Annotated in this window: 18 protein-coding genes; 11 read left to right on the top strand and 7 right to left on the bottom strand. The window is 67.8% G+C overall.

What is annotated here, in order from left to right:
* Positions 1-23 precede the first annotated feature (23 nt).
* On the top strand, positions 24-2,123 hold the full coding sequence (locus tag ACR4XW_RS13490) for a DNA gyrase/topoisomerase IV subunit B (protein ID WP_434761080.1): 2,100 nt from the start codon (positions 24-26) through the stop codon (positions 2,121-2,123).
* A 30-nt stretch (positions 2,124-2,153) separates the two neighbouring features.
* Positions 2,154-3,485 carry an MFS transporter gene (locus ACR4XW_RS13485; RefSeq protein WP_434761079.1) on the top strand — a complete coding sequence of 444 codons (1,332 nt, stop codon included), beginning with the start codon at positions 2,154-2,156 and terminating at the stop codon, positions 3,483-3,485.
* A gap of 12 nt (positions 3,486-3,497) precedes the next feature.
* Here ACR4XW_RS13485 and ACR4XW_RS13480 read toward each other — a convergent pair whose 3' ends face one another.
* Genes ACR4XW_RS13480 through ACR4XW_RS13470 form a run of 3 tightly spaced genes read right to left on the bottom strand, consistent with a single transcriptional unit; the run spans position 3,498 to position 7,583 of the window.
* On the bottom strand, positions 3,498-3,995 hold the full coding sequence (locus ACR4XW_RS13480) for a beta-class carbonic anhydrase (RefSeq protein ID WP_434761078.1): 498 nt from the start codon (positions 3,993-3,995) through the stop codon (positions 3,498-3,500).
* Positions 3,996-4,039: 44 nt separating this feature from the next.
* Positions 4,040-6,511 carry a DNA gyrase/topoisomerase IV subunit A gene (locus tag ACR4XW_RS13475; RefSeq protein ID WP_434761077.1) on the bottom strand — a complete coding sequence of 824 codons (2,472 nt, stop codon included), beginning with the start codon at positions 6,509-6,511 and terminating at the stop codon, positions 4,040-4,042.
* Positions 6,512-6,539: 28 nt separating this feature from the next.
* Entirely contained in the window at positions 6,540-7,583 is a 1,044-nt protein-coding gene (locus ACR4XW_RS13470) for an App1 family protein phosphatidate phosphatase (RefSeq protein WP_434761076.1), read from the bottom strand.
* 47 nt (positions 7,584-7,630) lie between these two features.
* On the opposite strand from ACR4XW_RS13470, the gene ACR4XW_RS13465 reads away from it, so the two are divergent.
* The 3 genes from ACR4XW_RS13465 (at position 7,631) to ACR4XW_RS13455 (ending at position 12,057) form a co-directional block, all read left to right on the top strand.
* Positions 7,631-10,267: a GNAT family N-acetyltransferase gene (locus ACR4XW_RS13465; protein ID WP_434761075.1), complete on the top strand. Its 2,637-nt coding sequence runs from the start codon at positions 7,631-7,633 to the stop codon at positions 10,265-10,267.
* 84 nt (positions 10,268-10,351) lie between these two features.
* A complete protein-coding gene (locus tag ACR4XW_RS13460; RefSeq protein WP_434761074.1) occupies positions 10,352-10,936 on the top strand; it encodes a DUF5998 family protein in 585 nt (194 codons plus the stop codon).
* Positions 10,933-12,057 carry an alkaline phosphatase family protein gene (locus ACR4XW_RS13455; RefSeq protein ID WP_434761073.1) on the top strand — a complete coding sequence of 375 codons (1,125 nt, stop codon included), beginning with the start codon at positions 10,933-10,935 and terminating at the stop codon, positions 12,055-12,057. The genes ACR4XW_RS13460 and ACR4XW_RS13455 overlap by 4 nt, the downstream gene beginning before the upstream one ends.
* Before the next feature lie 28 nt (positions 12,058-12,085).
* On the opposite strand, the gene sepH is transcribed toward ACR4XW_RS13455, so the two are convergent.
* The gene (gene sepH / locus ACR4XW_RS13450) at positions 12,086-13,138 is read right to left on the bottom strand and encodes a septation protein SepH (RefSeq protein WP_434761072.1); all 1,053 of its coding nucleotides are present in this window, start codon (positions 13,136-13,138) and stop codon (positions 12,086-12,088) included.
* Positions 13,139-13,202: 64 nt separating this feature from the next.
* Complete coding sequence (locus tag ACR4XW_RS13445) at positions 13,203-13,448, bottom strand: DUF6458 family protein (RefSeq protein WP_434761071.1); 246 nt, start codon at positions 13,446-13,448, stop codon at positions 13,203-13,205.
* A 139-nt stretch (positions 13,449-13,587) separates the two neighbouring features.
* Between ACR4XW_RS13445 and ACR4XW_RS13440 the strand changes: the two genes are divergently transcribed.
* On the top strand, positions 13,588-14,655 hold the full coding sequence (locus tag ACR4XW_RS13440) for a ferrochelatase (RefSeq protein WP_434761070.1): 1,068 nt from the start codon (positions 13,588-13,590) through the stop codon (positions 14,653-14,655).
* Here the strand turns inward: ACR4XW_RS13440 and ACR4XW_RS13435 are convergent.
* Positions 14,619-15,728, bottom strand: a complete 1,110-nt coding sequence (locus ACR4XW_RS13435; RefSeq protein ID WP_434761185.1) for a glycerate kinase — start codon at positions 15,726-15,728, stop codon at positions 14,619-14,621. The genes ACR4XW_RS13440 and ACR4XW_RS13435 overlap by 37 nt on opposite strands.
* A gap of 124 nt (positions 15,729-15,852) precedes the next feature.
* On the opposite strand from ACR4XW_RS13435, the gene ACR4XW_RS13430 reads away from it, so the two are divergent.
* Positions 15,853-16,152, top strand: coding sequence for a DUF4193 domain-containing protein (locus ACR4XW_RS13430; RefSeq protein ID WP_434761069.1), 300 nt, complete (start codon positions 15,853-15,855; stop codon positions 16,150-16,152).
* Between the two features lie 95 nt (positions 16,153-16,247).
* Here ACR4XW_RS13430 and ACR4XW_RS13425 read toward each other — a convergent pair whose 3' ends face one another.
* Positions 16,248-16,559 (bottom strand): DUF4235 domain-containing protein, encoded by a 312-nt coding sequence (locus tag ACR4XW_RS13425; RefSeq protein ID WP_434761068.1) that lies wholly within the window; start codon positions 16,557-16,559, stop codon positions 16,248-16,250.
* A gap of 66 nt (positions 16,560-16,625) precedes the next feature.
* Here ACR4XW_RS13425 and ACR4XW_RS13420 point away from each other — a divergent pair, with 66 nt between their 5' ends.
* The 4 genes from ACR4XW_RS13420 to ACR4XW_RS13405 are packed head-to-tail and all read left to right on the top strand — an operon-like array spanning position 16,626 to position 18,692.
* Positions 16,626-17,084 (top strand): DUF3093 domain-containing protein, encoded by a 459-nt coding sequence (locus tag ACR4XW_RS13420; protein ID WP_434761067.1) that lies wholly within the window; start codon positions 16,626-16,628, stop codon positions 17,082-17,084.
* Positions 17,085-17,115: 31 nt separating this feature from the next.
* The gene (gene dut, locus ACR4XW_RS13415) at positions 17,116-17,571 is read left to right on the top strand and encodes a dUTP diphosphatase (RefSeq protein ID WP_434761184.1); all 456 of its coding nucleotides are present in this window, start codon (positions 17,116-17,118) and stop codon (positions 17,569-17,571) included.
* A 36-nt stretch (positions 17,572-17,607) separates the two neighbouring features.
* On the top strand, positions 17,608-18,327 hold the full coding sequence (locus ACR4XW_RS13410) for a DUF3710 domain-containing protein (protein WP_434761066.1): 720 nt from the start codon (positions 17,608-17,610) through the stop codon (positions 18,325-18,327).
* A gap of 2 nt (positions 18,328-18,329) precedes the next feature.
* Positions 18,330-18,692, top strand: a complete 363-nt coding sequence (locus ACR4XW_RS13405; RefSeq protein WP_434761065.1) for an OB-fold nucleic acid binding domain-containing protein — start codon at positions 18,330-18,332, stop codon at positions 18,690-18,692.

Genomic DNA, 18,692 nt, shown 5'->3' with positions numbered 1-18,692 from the left:
CGGAATCCGGGTAGGCTCAACGGGTGCCCAGCAAGACCGGTAAGACCACGCCCACGTTGCACGGGGAGTCCCGTGACTACGAAGCCCGCCACCTGCTCGTCCTGGAAGGACTCGAAGCGGTGCGCAAGCGACCCGCGATGTACATCGGGTCCACCGACACCCGGGGGCTGATGCACTGTCTGTGGGAGATCATCGACAACGCGGTGGACGAGGCCTTGGGCGGCTTCGGCACCAGCATCGATGTGGAACTGGGCGCCGACGGGTCGGTCGCTGTGCACGACCGGGCCCGGGGCATCCCGGTCGACATCGAACCACGCACCGGGCTGAGCGGGGTCGAAGTGGTGTTCACCAAGCTCCACGCCGGCGGCAAATTCGGGGCCGGGTCCTACAACGCCACCGGTGGCCTGCACGGCGTGGGTGCCTCGGTGGTCAACGCGCTGGCCTCCCGTCTCGACGTCGAGGTCGATCGTGACGGAGCCACCTGGGGAATGTCCTTCCGCCGCGGCCAGCCCGGCACCTTCGGCGGCGACGGGCCCGACGCCCCGTTCACCCCCGGCGGCGGGCTGAAGAAACTGCGGCGCGCCAAGAAGGGCGTCACCGGATCGCGGGTGCGCTACTGGCCCGACCGACAAATCTTCCTGGCCGATGCCGAACTGTCGCTCACCGATCTGCACAACCGGGCCCGCCAGACCAGCTTCCTGGTGCCGGGCCTGACCCTGACGGTCACCGACCACCGCACCGACCCGCAGGCCGAACCGGAGGTCTTCGTCCACGAGGGCGGCATCTCGGAGTTCTGCGAGTTTCTCGCCCCCGACGCCGGCGTCACCGAGGTGCTGCGGCTCAGCGGCACCGACCGGTTCACCGAAACCGTGCCGATGTTGGACGAGAACGGCACGATGACCGCCACCGACGTCGACCGCGACCTGGTGGTCGACATCGCCGTCCGCTGGGGCACCGGCTACGACACCGTGCTGAAATCCTTCGTCAACATCATCGCCACCCCCAAGGGCGGCACCCACGTCCAAGGCTTCGAACGGGGCCTGACCCGGGCGGTCAGCAAGGCGATGGAAGGCCGCCGCGGCCTGCTCAAGGCCGGCGAGGAGGTCACCAAGGACGACACCCTGGAAGGCCTCACTGCAGTGGTCACGGTGCGGTTGGCCGAACCACAGTTCGAGGGCCAGACCAAGGAAGTGCTCGGCACTCCGCCGGTGTCGCGACTGGTTGCCCGGGTCGTCGAATCCGAACTGACCTCCTTCTTCAACTCCACCAAGGCCAGCCTGAAGGGTCAGGCCCGCACGGTGCTGGAGAAGGTGGTCTCGGCCTCCCGCACCCGGGTGCAGGCCCGGGCCCACAAGGAGGCCCAGCGCCGCAAGAACGCGCTCGAATCGTCCTCGCTGCCGTCGAAGCTGAAGGACTGCCGCTCCACCGACGTCGACCGGTGCGAACTGTTCATCGTCGAGGGCCAGTCGGCCCTGGGTACCGCGATGCGGGCCAGGGATTCGGAGTTCCAGGCGCTGCTGCCGATTCGGGGCAAGATCCTGAATGTGCAGAAGGCCTCGGTCGGCGACATGCTGAAGAACGCCGAGTGTGCCTCGATCATCCAGGTGGTCGGTGCCGGTTCGGGACGCACCTTCGATCTGGATGCGGCCCGCTACGGCAAGGTCATCTTCATGGCCGACGCCGATTCGGACGGCGCGCACATCCGCACCCTGCTGGCCACCCTGTTCTTCCGGTACATGCGCCCGATGGTGGAAGCCGGCCGGGTCTACACCGCGGTACCGCCTTTGCACCGCTTCGAGATCACCAAACCGCGCAAGGGCCAGGCCAAGTACATCTACACCTACAACGAGGCCGAATACCGCCGCACCCTGGCCGAGCTGACCAAGCGCGGACAGGCCTTCGCCGACCCGCAGCGGTACAAGGGCCTGGGTGAGATGGACGCCGACCAGCTCAAGGAAACCACGATGGATCCGCAGCACCGCACCCTGCGCCGGCTCACCGTGGACGACCTGGAGGCGGCCGAGGAGGTCTTCGAAATCCTGATGGGCAACGAGGTGGCCCCGCGCAAGGAGTTCATCGTCGACGGTGCCTATGCACTGGACAGTGAACGAATCGACGCCTGAACCACGCCCGGGTGCACTACGTTGTGGCCCGTGAGCAATCTCAGCGAACCGCCACTGCCGACGGGGCCGTCGGAACCGCCCGCCGCCGATGACGGGCGCCGTCGCCGTCAGATCGTCTCGTGGAGTCTGTGGGACTTCGGGTCCAACGCGTACAACACGGTGATCCTGTCGTTCGTGTTCTCGGTGTACCTCACCACCGGGGTCGCGGCCAACGAGGAGCGCGGGCAGCAGGTCTTCGCCGATATGCAAACCGCCGCCGGCGTCCTGGTCGCCCTGTTGGCGCCCGCAGTGGGTGCCTGGGCCGACCGGGTGAAGAACCGACGGCTGATGCTGGCGGTCACCACGATGTTCGTGATCATCTGCGTGGCCGCGCTGTGGTTCGTCCGCCCCGAGGACTCCTTCCTGTATCTGGGCGCGGCGCTGATTGCGGCGGCGGGAGTTTTCCAGGAGATCGCGAATGTCTTCTACTACGCGATGCTGAACCTGATCTCGACCAAGGACAACATCGGACGGATCTCGGGCACCGCCTGGGCACTGGGCTACCTGGGCGGGGTGATCTGTCTGGTGGTGGCGCTGTTCGGGTTCGTCCAGAACGGCTTGGGTCTGCCGACCGACGATGCGGTCAACTACCGCGGTATCGCCCTGTTCTGTGCGCTGTGGCTGCTGGTGATGTCCTTGCCGGTGTTCTTCTGGGGCCCCAACGCCACCGATGCCAAGCCGGGCAAACTCAACCCGATCACCGCCTACCGTGAGGTCTTCGGTGAGATCGTCGACATGTGGCGGCAGCGGCGTTCCACGCTGCACTTTTTGGTGGCCTCGGCGGTGTACCGCGACGGCCTGGGGGCGGTCTTCGCCTTCGCCGGGGTGATCGCGGCGAACGCTTACGGTTTCAGCACCGAAGAGGTGATCGTCTTCGGTCTGGTCGCGAACGCCATCGCCGCCTTCGGTACCTGGGCCCTGGGCCGGGCCGATGACCGGTTCGGCCCGAAACCGGTGGTGATGGCCTGCCTGATCGCGATGGTGATCAGCGGGGCGATCATCATCGTGGCCAACAATGCACTGGTCTTCTGGATCGCCGGATTGTTCATCGCTTCCTTGGTGGGGGCGGTGCAGTCGGCCTCCCGGACGCTGCTGGTGCGGGCCGCACCCGATTCGGAGCAGAACGCGATCTTCGGCCTCTACGCCACGGTCGGACGTGCGGTGACCTTCCTGTCCCCGGCTCTGGTGGCGCTGTTCACCCGGATCGGTGGGGTGCGCTGGGGCATCATGGGCATCGTGGTCACGCTGCTGCTCGGGCTGCTGTTGTTCTGGCCCCTGAACATTCCGGGAGTGACCGACCGCAAGGCGGAACGCGCCGCCTGATTAGAACTCGGTTCAGATGACCTGTTTCAGCAGGCCGGTGTCGACGTCGTAGAGGAATCCACCGACCACACACCGTCCGTGGATCAGCGGGTGGCTTTCCAGCAGTTTCACGTCGTAACGCAGGCCGGCGGCCTGATCCGGGGTCGAGCCCAGAATCATGCCGGAGATGTCGGTGTCGGTCGCCTCGAGCACCTTCTCGGCGATGGCTGCATCATCGCCGGAGGCCATCGCGCACCGGGTGTGCGGAATCACCATCACCCGTTGCACATTCAGCAGGTGCACGCCGAGCAGACAGCCCACCAAGGCATCGCGGGTGATCCGGCCACCGGGGGTACGCAGAATCTTCGCATCCCCCAAATGCAGCCCCAACATCGCGAGCGGCTCGATGCGCGAATCCATGCAGGTGACCACCAGAACGCCCTGCTGGGCGATGCCGTCGAACCCACCGGAGTGGAAATCCTCGGCGTAGGTGCGGTTGTGTGCCAGAAGGTCGTCGAATTCACCGCTCATAGCCGAAAAGTCTAGTGCCGACGGCGATGGCGCTGTATCCGCGGTCACCCCGTGGCGGGGACCTCCGCACCGGCCGCCGAGGCGATACCGGTGATCGGTTGACTGCCGGGCACACCGGAGCCGTCACGTCGCGGATCGATCTCGGGCAACTCCACCGGCGACCCGCTGGCCGCACAGGCGATCGGGTGGGTACCGACGAAAGCCAGGTGCAGCGCAGCCTCACCCTTGAGGAAGCGGTGGGTGCGCACCCCACCGGTGGCCCGGCCCTTGGCCGGGAACTCCGCCAACGGGGTGACCTTCACCGAGCCGGCATCGGTGCCGGGCAACGCATCGGCCGATCCGGCGATGGTGACGACCTCGGCGGAGGTCGGGTCGGCGGCGAAAAATCCGATCGCGCGAGCGCCGGTGGCCAGTTTGATGCCGGCCACGCCGCCACCGGTGCGGCCCTGGGGACGCACCACCTCGGCGGGGAAGTGCAGCAGTTGGGCATCGGAGCTGACGAACACCAGGTGCACTCCGGCGGCGACGCGGGCCTCGTCCAGTTGCACCGCCCCGATCACCTGGTCGATGTCGTCGAGGCGGATCACCTCCCAGGCATCCCGGCTGAGCACTTCGTGATGTACCCGTTTCACCACCCCGGCCGCGGTGCCCAGGGCCAGGCCGCCGGCGTCCTCGGCGAGCGAGACCAGGCACAGGGCCTGTTCACCGCGCTCCAGGGAGATCAACTCGGTGAGCAGGGTGCCGCCACGCAGGTTCGGCGCCTGGGCGGTGACGGGGATGGTCGGCAGATCGAGCACATTCAGCCGCACCAGGCGTCCGGCACTGGTGACCACGCCGACCTCGCCGCGGGCGGTGGCCGGCACCGAGGACTGCACCACGTCGTGCGGGCTGCGCGAACCCAGGGCGGCCGGGGGCTCATCGGATTCGGTGCGCGCCACCAAGCCGGTGGCCGACAGCAGCACCCGGCAGGGGTCATCGGCGACCTCCAAAGGTGCGGTCACCGCGGTCTGGGCGACGCCGGAGGCAGCCAGCAGCACGGTGCGTCGCGGCGTGCCGTACTCCTTGGCGACCTCGGCCAGTTCATCGCCGACCACTTGGCGCAGCAAGCTGTCGGATTCGATGATCGCGGTGAGCTGTTCGATCCGGCGGCGCAGATCGTCACGCTCGGATTCCAACTCGATCCGGGAGAACTTCGTCAACCGGCGCAACTGCATATCGAGGATGTAGTTGGCCTGGGTCTCGGTCAGGTCGAACACGTTCATCAGCGCGGCACGGGCCTCGGCGGCATCCTCCGAACGCCGGATGATCGCGATCACGTCGTCGATGTCGAGAATCGCCAGCAGCAGGCCCTCGACCAGGTGCAGCCGATCCTCGGCGACCTTGAGGTGGTGCTTGGTGCGGCGCAGGGTGACCTCGAGGCGATGGTCGAGGTAGACCTGCAGCATCTCGCGCAACCCCATCGTGCGGGGCTGGCCCTCCACCAGGGCCACCGCATTGATGGCGAAGGAATCCTCCAACTTGGTCTGCTTGTACAACTGCTCCAGCAGCACCTCGGGGTTGAACCCGTTCTTGACCTCGATCACCAGTCGGGTTGCGTTGTTGATGTCGGAGAGGTCCTTCACATCAGCGATGCCGGTCAGTTTGCGCGACTGCACCAGCGACTTGATCTGGTCGATGATCCGCTCCGGGCCGACCATGTAGGGCAACTCGGTGATCACGATGCCCTGACGGCGCGGGGAAACCTTCTCGATCCGAGCGGTGGCACGGATCCGGAAGCTGCCCCGACCGCCGGCGTACGCGTCCCGGATGCCCTCGACACCGATGATCTTGCCCCCGGTGGGCAGGTCGGGGCCGGGCACGAAGCGCATCAGCTCGTCCAGGTCGGCGTCGGGGTGACGCAGCATGTGCCGCAGCGCCTGGACGACCTCCACCAAGTTGTGCGGCGGGATGTTGGTGGCCATCCCCACCGCGATACCGGTGGTGCCGTTGACCAGCAGGTTCGGGAAGGCCGCCGGCAGCACCGACGGTTCGCTGCCCTTGCCGTCGTAGTTGGATCGGAAGTCGACGGTGTCGGCGTCCAACCCGGCGGTCATCGCGGTCGCGGCAGAGGCCATCCGGCACTCGGTGTACCGCATCGCCGCGGGGCCGGCGTCCAGGGAACCGAAGTTGCCGTGTGGATCGATCAGCGGCAACCGCATCGCCCAGGGCTGACCCAACCGCACCAGGGCGTCGTAGATCGCCGAGTCACCGTGCGGGTGGTACAGGCCCATCACCTGGCCGACCACCCGGGCACATTTCACGTGCGGACGGTCGGGTCGCAGGCCCATTTCCTGCATCGAGTACAGAATGCGTCGCTGCACCGGTTTCAGACCGTCGCGGGCATCGGGCAGGGCCCGGGCGTAGATCACCGAGTAGGCGTACTCCAAGAAACTGGACTGCATCTCGGAGGTGACATCGATATCGACAATGTGTTCGGTCCAGTCGTCATCGGTGTCGGTCGTGCTGCGGCGTGCCATTGGGCCAGTGTGCCGTATTTTCGCCGCGTTACGGGCGCTGGGCCGGGGGTGTGTCCGAAGCCAGCAGGGCGTTCAGTCGCGGCCACAGCCCGTGACCGTCGGGGGCCTGCACCACATGGGCGTCCATGTCTTCGGGTTCGCCGTCGTCGATCGCGGTGGTCGTACCGTGGGCGAGCAACTGTTCCACCGGCGACAACTGCCGCAGCGCGATGGCCCGAACCTTGTCGGGGAACTTCGCCGCGAACTCCCGGTACAGCGCCGGGTCGTGCTGACCGTCGTCACCGACCAGCAGCCACTTCACCTCGGGCAGATCGATCGCCAACTGCCGCAACACCGTGCGCTTGTGCTCCTGCCCGGAGCGGAACCAACCGGTATTGGTCGGCCCCCAGTCGGTGAGCATCAGCGGGCCGGGCGGGAAGTCCTCATGTTTGAGGAAGCGGGCCAGGGTGCCGGCGGTGTTCCAGGCACCGGTCGAGACGTAGAACACCGGTGCATCGGGATGGTCGGCCAGCAACCGGCGGTACATCGTGGCCATCCCGGGTACCGGTTGGCGGGCACTTTCATGGGCCACGAAGGTGTTCCAGGCCGCGATCCAGATGCGCGGCAACATGGTGGAGATCACCGTGTCGTCGATGTCGCTGACCAACCCGAACTCGGTGTCCGGACGCACCACCATGATCGGCGCCGGCACCTGGCCGGTACGACAGTTGATCGTGACCTCGCGCCAGCCGGGCTCCAGGCCGGTTTCGATTCGCACATCCAGGTAGCCGTTGCGATCGACCAGGGCCGAGGTGGTGGTGCCGTTGACGCTCACCGACACCTTGGCATGGGCCACCGGGGCGGTGAAGAAGTTGCGCCAGCCACGACGGCGCATCAGCGGCTCCTGGGCGGCCGTCCCGGGGGTGGCGCCGGGCGGCACTAGCACCAGCCGGGCCATCACCCGGACGAAATCGGTCGTTCCGTAGCCGGTGTAGGGAATGACGGCTTCCCGCCATCCACGCCGACGAAGAATACGGCCGACGAAGGAATTGAACTTTTCTTCCAAGCGGGCGGCGAAGAACGGGCGAGCCATGGACGGCACACTATCGGCTGCAGGCGCAGGCTCGTAGTCTTGTCCCCGTGGCAGCACCCGAGAGCTATCCGTGGGAGTGGGAAGCCGACGTCGTCCTCACCGACGGAGGCACCGCACGACTGCGACCCATCCGCCCCGATGATGCCGATCTGCTGGTCGACTTCTACTCCCGGGTCTCCGACGAGTCGAAGTATCTGCGTTTTTTCGCCCCCTACCCGGTGCTCAGCGACGCCGACATCGAAAAGTTCACCGTTGTCGACTACCACGACCGGGTGGCGCTGATTCTGGTCGAACGCGACCGGATGATCGCGGTGGGACGCTACGACCGGGTGTCGGCGACCGACGCCGAGGTCGCCTTCCTGGTCGAGGACGGACACCAGGGCCGCGGGGTGGGCCAGTTACTGCTGGAGCACCTCGCCGAGGCCGCCCGGGAGCGGCAACTGACCCGGTTCACCGCCGAGGTGTTGCCGCAGAACCGCCGGATGGTGCGGGTCTTCGCCGATGCCGGCTACACCGTGAAGCGGGCCTTCGACGACGGCGTGATCGTGGTGGAGTTCCCGATCGAACCGACCGACACCTCGATGGCGGTGATGGAGCGGCGCGAGCACCGGGCCGAAGCGGCCTCCATCCGACGGCTGCTGCAACCCGAACGGGTGGTGCTGGTCGGCCCCGCCGCGCGGTTGCGCCGACTGGTGCACACCGTGCAGTCGGCCGGCTTCGGCGGCTCCCTGGAGGTGGTTGCGACCGACGGGGAAGAGGTCAGTGGGGTGCCGAATGTGGCCTCCGTGGACGAGTTGACCGGTGACATCGACCTGGTCTGTGCCGCGGTCGGGGCGTCCGAGGTGGCCGACCTGGTGTTGCGCGCCTCCGACCGTCACGCCTCGGGTGTGGTGATCCTGGCCAGCACCTCCGAACAGCACGACGTCCTCGACCCGGCCACCCTGGTCGGTCTGGCCCGCTCCCACGGGCTGCGGGCGTTGGGCCCGCAAGCACTCGGGCTGATCAACACCGACCACGAGGTACAACTCAATGTGTCCCCGGCACCGATGCCGCGTTCGGGGGTGATCGGCATCTACAGCCAGTCGGCCGCGGTCGGGGTGATCCTGTTGAGCCGGGCCCTGACCACCAACGTTGGGGTGTCGAACTTCCTCACCAGCGGCTCCTTCGCCGATGTCACCGGCAACGACGTGATGCAGTTCTGGGAGGACGATCCCGACACGCTGGTCTGCGTGCTTTCCCTGGACGCCCTGGGCAACCCGCGCAAGTTCACCCGGATCGCCCGTCGGCTGGCCAGCCGCAAACCGGTGGTGGTGTTCGCCCCCAGCCACGCCGAACGAGCCCATCACGCCGGAGTGCGCCATGACCTGCCCGAGGCCCCGGCCGCAGCGATCGACTCGTTGTTCCGCCAATCCGGGGTGATCGTGGTCGATCGACGCGACCACATGTACGACATCGCCCAGATCCTCGCCCGCCAACCCTTGCCCCGGGGGCGCCGGGTGCGGGTGGTGACCACCTCCTTGGCGCTGAGCCACCACGTCGTCGCCCACTGCATCCGCAACGGGCTGCAGCCCGACCCCGCCGTGGTGACCGCCACCGGTGACTGGCAGGCCGCCGTGGCCGCCGCCGAACGTGCGCTGGCCGACGACACGGTCGATGCGGTGGTGTGCACCATCGCCCTGCTGGAGGACGACTCGCCACTGCTGGCCCACGAAGCCCTGAGCGTGTTGGCCGCCACCAGCAGCAAACCCCTGATCGGGGTGTTTCTGGACTTCACCGCGGTCGAGGCCGAGGAAACCGGGCCGGATGGGCCCGGCCAACTGCCGACCTTCAGCAACTACGGCGAGGCGGTGCAAGCACTCGGCGAAATCACCAACTACGCACTGTGGCGAGGTGAGCAGGAGAACGCCCAGGTGGTGGAGCCCGAAGCCGACCTCGAGGCCGCCCAGGCCCTGATCGAACGGGTGCTGGCCGAAAGCCCGCTCGGCCGGCGCCTCAGCCACGGCGAATGCGAGGAACTGCTCGCCGCCTGCGGTATCTCGGTGGTGACCCACCGGCACGTCGAGACCGCGGCAGAGGCGATCGCCGCCGCCGAGGAGTACGGCTGGTCGGTGGTGCTCAAGGCGACCCGTCCCGGGGTGCGCGGCCGGCCCGACCTGGCCAGTGTCTTCCGCAACCTCGACTCGGCCGATGAGATGGAGGAGGCCTGGCAGGATCTGGGGCTTCTGGTGGCCGCCCTCGGCGTCGGCGGTGCCGATGATCAAGCACTCGCCCACCCGGTGGTGCAACCCCAGGCGCCACCCGGTGTGGCGTTGCGGTTGCGGGCCATCGAAGACCCGTCCTTCGGGCCGATGGTCAGCATCGGGGTGGACGGGTTGCCCTCCGAACTACTGGGTGACGTGTCCTGGGCTGTGCCCCCGCTGACCCGTACCGATGCGGTGCAACTGGTATCCCAACTCAAGGCCGCCCCGCTGCTGATGGGACGCGACGGGGCTGCCCCGGTGGACCTGGAACGGGTGTACGACCTGGTGCACCGGACGGTGGCGTTGAAGGACGCGCTGCCGCAACTGTCCGAACTGGTGCTGACCCCGGTGCTGGCCGGCGCCGACGACCTGTGGGTACTCGGTGCCCGGGCCCAGGTCGTCCCGGCCGGGCAGCGCGACGCCCAAGCCCGCACCCTGGGCTGAGCGGCGACGGTCGCGCAATCGGTTACCGGCGAGTCCGCTTTACCGGCCCGAACGTGTCATGATGACCCAATGCACAGGCCCCCGTTGAACCCAGGAGTCGGTTCCCACGCCCGACTGCGTGAGCAGATCGAGGCGTGCGGATATTTCCCCGACCTGGTTGAAGAAGCAGTGCACCTGGCCGTCGGCGATGAAGAGATCGTCGACTTCGTGGTGCATCACGAACCGACCTTCAACCGCGACGAGATCCACCGTCACCTGACGATCCTGGTGCAGACCCCGACCCGGCTGATCATCGGCCACACCGACGAGGCCAACGACGAGGCCACCGGAACCCTGCAGGCCGCCACCTCGACCGAAACCGTGCCGCTGGCCAAGCTCGGCGCAGTGGCACTCACCCGGGTGGTGACCCGGCCCGATGAGTACCGTCCCGGCGACAAGACCGTCACCGAAACCTGGCTCTCGGTCGGCTGGGGCACCGCCCGCCGGCTCGACCTGGAACCCGCCACCTGCGGCGACCCGAGTTGCGATGCCGACCACGGCTATTCGGGCTTGATGGTCGCCGACGACCTGACCGTGCGGATGAGCGTGGCTGCCGACGGTGAGGAGTCGGTGGCCCAACTGGTGGCCTTCGCCGCCCGGCTCCAGCGTGTGGCGGGTGTGGAGCGGTGAGTGCAGCACCGGTGCTACCGCGCTACGGCACGGACACCATCGCCGAGATTCTGCCTGCCATCGGGGAACGCCTCGGGGTCGGCCATACCGAGCACAACCCCCTGCCCGAGGGTGAGCGCTGGGTGTTGCTGATGGTGGACGGGTTGGGGTGGTACAACCTGCGCGACCATGCCGACGCCGCCCCCTTCCTGACCGAACTGGCCACCGCCCAGGAGCGGGCCTGGACCTCCGGGGTGCCGAGCACCACCGTCACCAGCCTCACCTCCCTGGGCACCGGCCTGCCACCGGGGGAGCACGGCATGGTGGGCTACTCCTCCCGGATGCCGCGCACCGGCGAACTGTTCAACGCCCTGATCTGGGATTCGGCGGTCACCCCTCGGGAATACCAGCCGCACCCCACCTGCTTCGAAACCTTCCGGGCCGCCGGTATCGACACCGCCAGCGTCGCACCCGCACGCTTCGAGGGCTCCGGGCTGACTTTCGCCGCCCTGCGTGGCCCGGTCTTCCACGGCATCCATGACGAACGCGACCAAGACCAGCGGGTCGAGCTGACCGTCGCAGCCGCTGTCAACGGCCCGAAGACCCTCACCTACGTCTACGAACGCGAACTCGACCACACCGGCCACACGGTCGGGTGCGAGTCACCGCAATGGCGCAATGAACTGATCCGGATCGACGGGCTGGTGGAACACCTCCGCGAAGACCTGCCCGACGACGTCCGGCTGGTGATCACCGGCGATCACGGCATGCTCGACATTCCGCAGCAGAACCAGATCATCATCGAATCGCATCCCGATCTGATGGCCGGGATCGACCTGATCGCCGGCGAGGGCCGGCTGCGACAGTTGTACGTCGACCAGGAACCACTCGAAGCAGTGGCCCGGCGCTGGCGCGACGTGTTGGGGGAGCGCGCCTGGGTACGCACCCGCGACGAGGCCTTCGACGAGGGCTGGTTCGGGCACGTCAGCCCCGAGGTCTCCCTGCGCTACGGACACCTGCTGGTTGCGATGGCCGACGAATCGGCACTGATGACCACCACCCAAATGCGGGAGCTGGGCCTGGTCGGCCAGCACGGTTCGCTGACCCCGGTCGAGGTGACCATCCCGCTGTTGGTCTGCTGAACGCGGGGGAGCATCGCCCGAATCCGGGCTACTCCTTGGTCGGGCCGCCGAACATGATCTCGTCCCAACTGGGCACCGCGGCACGCCTGCGCTGCTTGCGTTTCGGCGCGGGTGCCGGCGGCGGAGCCGGGCTGTCGTCCTCCAACAGCGAGGGCTGCTCCAAGTCACCGGCGGGTGCCTGCTCGGGTGCGGGTCGACCCACCGGGGTCGGCTGCTCGGCAGGGGATTGCTCGGCAGTGGACTGCTCGGAAGCCGGCTGTTCAGCAGGGTGCTGCTCGGGCGTCGGCTCCTCGAACGTGGGCGGCTCGGCTTCGGGGTCGCGTTTGCGTCCCCGTCGGCGCCGCCGAGTCTTGGGTTGGGCGGGCTCGGGGTCGGTCAGCCCGGCGTAAATGTTGACCGAATCCTCCTGGTGGCCGCGCAACATCGCATAGAGCGCGTCCAACTCGGATTCGGGCGTCGGGACGATGTCCTGCAGGTCGAAGGGGCCCGAGACCGTGTCCTCGTGGTCGTCGTCGGCATCCTCGTCATCAACGGCGTCCTCGTCCTGGATCACGTTGACGATGGCGAACTGGTCGGCGTAGTTGAGCGTCGGTTCGTCGTCGGAACTGCCCGGGTCGTCTTCCGGTTCGGGCTCGACCATCGTGCCGTCATCGTCGATGAGTTCCTTGGCGGCATCGTCCTGGGCCACCGCGAAGGTGCCGCGCACGTCGTAACCGAAGGTCGCCAACTGCTCATCTGCGCCCCAGCGCACCGTGACGGTCCAGAAGTGGCGATCCTCACCGCGGGTGGCATCCCAGGTCACCGTCTCGGGGTCGACCTGATGTTCGGCGAACCAGGCCTCCACGACTTCGCCCAGCAAGCGGTGGCTCCCCGACTCGCCGGTGCGACGCACCGAGTGCTCCCGGGCCTGTTCGGCCAGGTGTCGGCGTTCGTCGTAGACCGCGAGGGCGAAGCGCTCCACCCGATCGCGGGGCATGCCGGCAACCTCGGTGACCTCATCGAGCGACTGACCGGCACGGATCCGCTCCTGGATCTCCCGAGGCGTCAAACCGCTCTCCATGCCTACCTCCTGTCGGCTCACCTGTGCGCAAACCTACCCTGCCACTCGGGCGAAACCCCGATGGCAGGGCCGGGGGGTGTGCCGATCAGAGCGGATCGGCACGATCCTCACGGTGTTCGACCACCTCGCCGCGGGCGGCGGGGTCGGTGGTCGTGGTGGTACGCACCCGGCGGCGGCCACGCAAGGCGATGGCCAGAATGAGGGCAAGCAGGCCCGCGCCCATCAGAATCCAGCCGAGCATGTCGTCGTTCACGCCGGGAATATCAACATTGACGGCGAAGGTGAGAATCGCACCGACCGCCAACAGAAAGACCCCAAGACCGATGCCCATGGTGATGCCCTTCAAGTAGATAAATAGGTGAATCAACAATGGCAGGGGCGGGGGTGGGTGGCAAGCAACCGCGCCACGCCGCGGTCAGGAGATTCTGTCGCACGCATCGAAACTGTCGCGACATGAAACACTGCCGGTCATGTCCGAACTGCAGCCCTACGACGCGGTGCTCCTGGTCTCTTTCGGCGGCCCCGAAGGACCCGACGAAGTACTGCCTTTCATGCAGCGGGTCACCGCCGGCCGAGGCATCCCGGAAGACCGGCTGCGAGAGGTGTCCCGCCATTACCTCGACCACTTCGACGGCGTCAGCCCGATCAACGCCGCCAATCGACAACTGCTCGATGACTTGGCGTCCGAGTTCGCCCACCGGGGATGGGACCTGCCGATCGAGTGGGGCAACCGCAATGCGCCGCCCTTCCTGCCCGAAGCCCTGCAGGCTCTGGTCGATGCCGGACATCGCCGCGTCCTGGCGGTGCTGACCAGCGCCTATCCGTCCTACTCCTCCTGCCGGCAGTACCGCGAGAACCTGCATGACGCCCTGGCCGAGGTGCCCGACCCGCCGCAGGTGGATCTGGTCACCCCCTATGCCCATCGGCAGGGGTTCGCCCGCGCCCAGGCCGATGCCCTGCTGGCCGGCATCGAACGGGCCCGGCAACGGCCCCGGGTGGTGTTCGTGACCCATTCGATTCCCGAATCGATGGACTCCGCCTCCGGTCCCGACGGTGGGGCCTACCTGCGTTGGCACCTCGACCTGGCCGGTGACATCGCCCGGCGGGCCGGCGAGGCCCTGGGTGCCGAACTCACCTGGGAACTTGCTTTCTGCTCCCGTTCCGGGCCGCCCACGGTGCCCTGGCAGGAACCCGATATTAACGACCGGCTCCGCGAACTGGCCGAACAGGGGGAACGATCGGTGGTGGTGCTGCCCTTCGGGTTCATCTCCGACCACATGGAGGTGGTCTACGACCTCGACATCGAGGCCGCCGCCACCGCCGCAGAAGTGGGAATGGACTTCGTCCGGGCCGCCACAGTGGGCACCGACCCACGGTTCGTGGCGATGCTGTGCGACGCGCTGGCCGATCGAGCCCGGGTCGCGCGGGGGAGCGAACCCCGGCCGGATCTGATCGCCGGCGGGCAGACGTGGACGCCGTGTGCGGCCAACTGCTGTGCCAATCAGCGCAGCCCCGAGCGGGCCTCACTGGCCACCTGACGTCCGGCCGCTCGCAACCAACGCCGGGGATCGGCCATCTCCGACTCCGGGCCACCGGCCAGATCGCTGAGTGACAGCACCCGGGCATCCACCGACACCTGCTGATCGGCCCGGCCCGCAACCACCCACCGCCGGGCGGGCCCGGCCATCCGCAGCACCTGACCAACGACCTTGCCGGTGAGTGACTGCGCGTCGAAGGCGCCCTCACCGGTGATCAGCACATCGGCCCGGGCCAACTCCCGTGCCAGACCGGTGCGTTCGAACAACCAAGCCGCCCCGGGGCTCAGCCGCGCCCCCAGGCCCGCACTCAGCCCGAACCCGATGCCCCCAGCCGCCCCCGCACCGGGTTGCTCGGCCAGTTCGGGCGGCCTGCCCAGAGCGGTCCACAAACCGGCCCAATGCCGCAGGCCGGCATCCAGGTCGGCAACGGTGTTCGGGCCCGCGCCCTTCTGGGGCCCGAACACCTGCGCGGCCCCGGACGGTCCGTACAGCGGTGCGGTGACATCGGTGAGCACCAGCACCGGGGTGGGGGCCGACAGTGCCGATACGTCCAGTTCGGTGATCCGGTGCAGGTCACCGCCGCCACCGCGCAGTGGTCGTCGGTCGGCATCGATGGCGCTCAGACCCAATCCGCGCAAGACCCCGAGACCGCCGTCGGTGGAGGCCGACCCGCCGATCGCGAGCACCAGGGACGACACCGACGAGGCCCAGGCATGCCGAATGATCGTTGCCAGCCCGTCGCTGCGGGCGTCGCGAGCCGTCCGGGCATCGGGCCGATCGATCTGTTGCAGGCCACAACTGTCGGCCAACTCGACCAGGGCGGTGTCACCCAGGCGCACCCAGCGGCCGGGGCCGGGTCTGCCCAGGGGATCGGCAACGGGCTCGGGCACCGATATCTCTTCGGCCCCCGGCACCGCGTGCAGGATGGCGTCGAGGGTGCCCTCACCCCCATCGGCGAGCGGAAACTCCACGATGTCGTCGTCGGGTCGCTCGTCCCGCCAGCCCCCGGCCAGATGGGCGGCGACCTCCGTGGCCGGCGCGCTGCCCTTGAACGAATCCGGGCAGATCAGCACTCGCAACGCCCGATTCGGCGGCGACGTTGAATGGTCAATGGGGTGCATTGTCCTCCCAGCTGTGATATGCATGCGCTCGACATAGCGACAGTTGAGCTTGCAACGAAAGAAGGTTTGGGCCCAGATGGCGACCGATTACGACGCACCCCGCCAGACCGATGAGGAGATGAGCGAGGACAGCATTGAAGCGCTGAAAACGCGTCGTCACGACAAGAACTCCGGCAAAGTCGATGAAGACGAGGTCGAGGCTGCCGAGTCCTTCGAGTTGCCCGGCGCCGACCTCTCGCACGAGGAACTCACCGTCCGGGTGCTGCCGCGTCAGTCCGACGAGTTCACCTGCGCGGGTTGCTTCCTGGTGAAGCACCGCAGCCAGGTGGCCGAGACCAAGGGCGAACTGCACTACTGCGTCGACTGCGCCGGCTGACCGCAACAGAACGACCCCCAGCCGCCGGCGGCTGAATGCGCCGCGGCCGAGGGTCGCACGAAGTTCTGAGCGCTGTGGCTCGGAACGGATCGTCTTCAGAAGGAAACCTTGACCGCCTTGCCGGCCTTGCCCTTCTTCTTCTCCAACGGCGAGGCGCCCATTTCCTTCGCCCAATGCTGTTCGGCGAACCGCTTGGTCAGCAGTTGCGAGACCACCACGCCCACCGCCGAGGCGACGGCCCAGGTGAGGGCCTTCGAGGTCGGGGTGTCCGGATCCTGCGCGTCCGGCGGCTCCTCACCCGTGGCAACCTGCCAGCCCTTGGAGAGCAGCTTCGCGGTGAGAGCCGCGACAATCAGGCTGAACACGGTGCTGTAGATCTTCCAGATTGCCTTGCTGGTAACCCCCATGGGGTTGCTCCTCTCGCTCGGTTGCTCGGCCACCCCATCGTAATCACAAGGCAGTAGGTTGGGGGCGTGGAGTATCGAGAGACGGTGGCCGTGCCGCTGTGGTGGCTGATCGTTGGCGGGTTGTTCTGCATCAGCACCGCTTTGGTCTTCCTGGTCTGGAAGGGACCGGAGTGGGCAGTCCTGGTGCTTGTGGGCCTGACCGCACTGATCGGCACCTGGATGGCCTCGATGAGTTACCGCGTGCAGGTCGACCGGGACGGTATCCGGGTGGGACGGGGCCTGCTGGAGTGGCCCTGGGTCGGGGGCGCGGTCGCGCTGAGCCGGGCAGAAACCGAAGCCCAGTCCGGGCCCGAGGCCGACGTCCGGGCCTGGTTCCGGCTACCGCCCTATACCCAGCGGGCGGTACGCATCGAGATCGACGACCCACAGGATCCGCACCCGCACTGGCTGGTCGGCACCCGCCGTCCCGAGGAATTCGCCGCCGCGGTGCGCGCCGGAGTCGAGGAGTACCACCATGCCGAATGACCGGCCATCGCCGGCCGTGCCGCACATACCGATGCTGGAGGTGCAGTTGCGTCGACTCACCGACACGGCGGTGCTGCCCGGCTATGCCAAGCCCGGTGACGCCGGGGCCGACCTGAGTGCCGACGAGGACGTCACCCTGCAGCCCGGCGAGCGGGCCCTGATCGGCACCGGCATCGCGGTGGCGCTACCGGAAGGCACGGTCGGCCTGGTGCATCCCCGCTCGGGGCTGGCAGCGCGACACGGCATCACCATCGTCAACGCCCCGGGCACCGTCGATGCCGGCTATCGCGGCGAGATCAAGGTGTGCCTGCTCAACACCGACACCCGTGAGCCCTTCCGGGTGCGCCGCGGCGACCGGATCGCCCAGTTGGTGGTGCAACCGGTGATCCGGGCCGAGTTCGTGCAGGTCGACGAGCTCGATGTGACCGAACGCGGCACCGCAGGTCACGGTTCCACCGGCGGGTTTGACCCGGGCAGGGCTCAGTAGCACAGTGGGGGCGAATCGAGAGGGAGTACCAGCGCCATGATCTTCGGACGCCGTCGCAAGCGGGAACCGGAAGCCGAACCGGACGTCGACGCAACAGTCGACGGCCCGGACGACATCGACGACACCGCCGACACCCCGGTCGAGAAGGCCGATGGGGAACCCGACTGGGACGAACTCGACTCCCGGGAGTGGCGCGACCAGGGGCCCTTCGACATCGACGAAGTGCACATCGATGACGACGAGGTGCAGCGCCTCGACCTCGGGTCGCTGGTGCTGACCCCGATTCATGGATCCCAACTGCGGCTGCAGATCGACGAATCCACCCAGAAGGTGATCTCGGCGCTGGTGATGGTCGAGGATTCCGCCCTGGAACTGATGCTCTTCGCCGCCCCACGCAGTGGTGGGCAGTGGCCCGAGATGCGCGAGGGCCTGATCGCCGATGCACAGAGCAAGGGCGCCCAGGTCGGCTTGGCCGTCGGCCCCTTCGGCACCGAGGTGCGCCGTCTGATGCCGGCCAAGACCCCCGACGGTGAGGACGCCGTTCAGCCTTCGCGGGTGTTCGCCGCGGAGGGACCGCGTTGGATGCTGCGCGGCATGTTGATGGGCGCCGCGGCCATGGTGAACGGTGAGGAAGGCCCGGCCGGAGCACTGCTGGACGTGTTTCGCGATGCCGTGGTGCGCCGCGGTGACGAACCGATGGCACCCGGTGAGGTGATCGGTATGAAGCTTCCCGAATCGATGACGCCGCAGGGCTGACGATGTCCTGGTGGCGGCGCACGGTGCATCGCCTCACCGCGAGCACCGAAGAACTCGAATCCGAAGACCGGCTGCGTGAGGCGGTCGCCTCGGGTGCTGCCCCGATCGCGAGCGTTGAGGTGCGGCAACGGGTCGTGATTGCGGGCCGGATTCGCGAGGTGCGGTTGGCCACGGTGCGCCGGAGCAAGCGTTTCGAAGCCGAGGTGGACGACGGCACCGGCACGGTGACCCTCGTTTTTCTGGGGCGACGGGCGGTGGACGGGGTGGTACCCGGGGCCCACCTGAAGGCCACCGGACGGTTGTGCGACCTGGACGGGAAGAAAGCGATCTTCAATCCCCGCTACGAGTTGTTGACCTGCCGCTGA

The sequence above is a fragment of the Pseudenemella bisphenolivorans genome (assembly GCF_051133435.1).
Classification (GTDB): Bacteria; Actinomycetota; Actinomycetes; order Propionibacteriales; family Propionibacteriaceae; genus JAAYAO01.
Note: the sequence above shows the minus strand (reverse complement) of the source record. Positions and strands in the feature narration are given on the sequence as shown.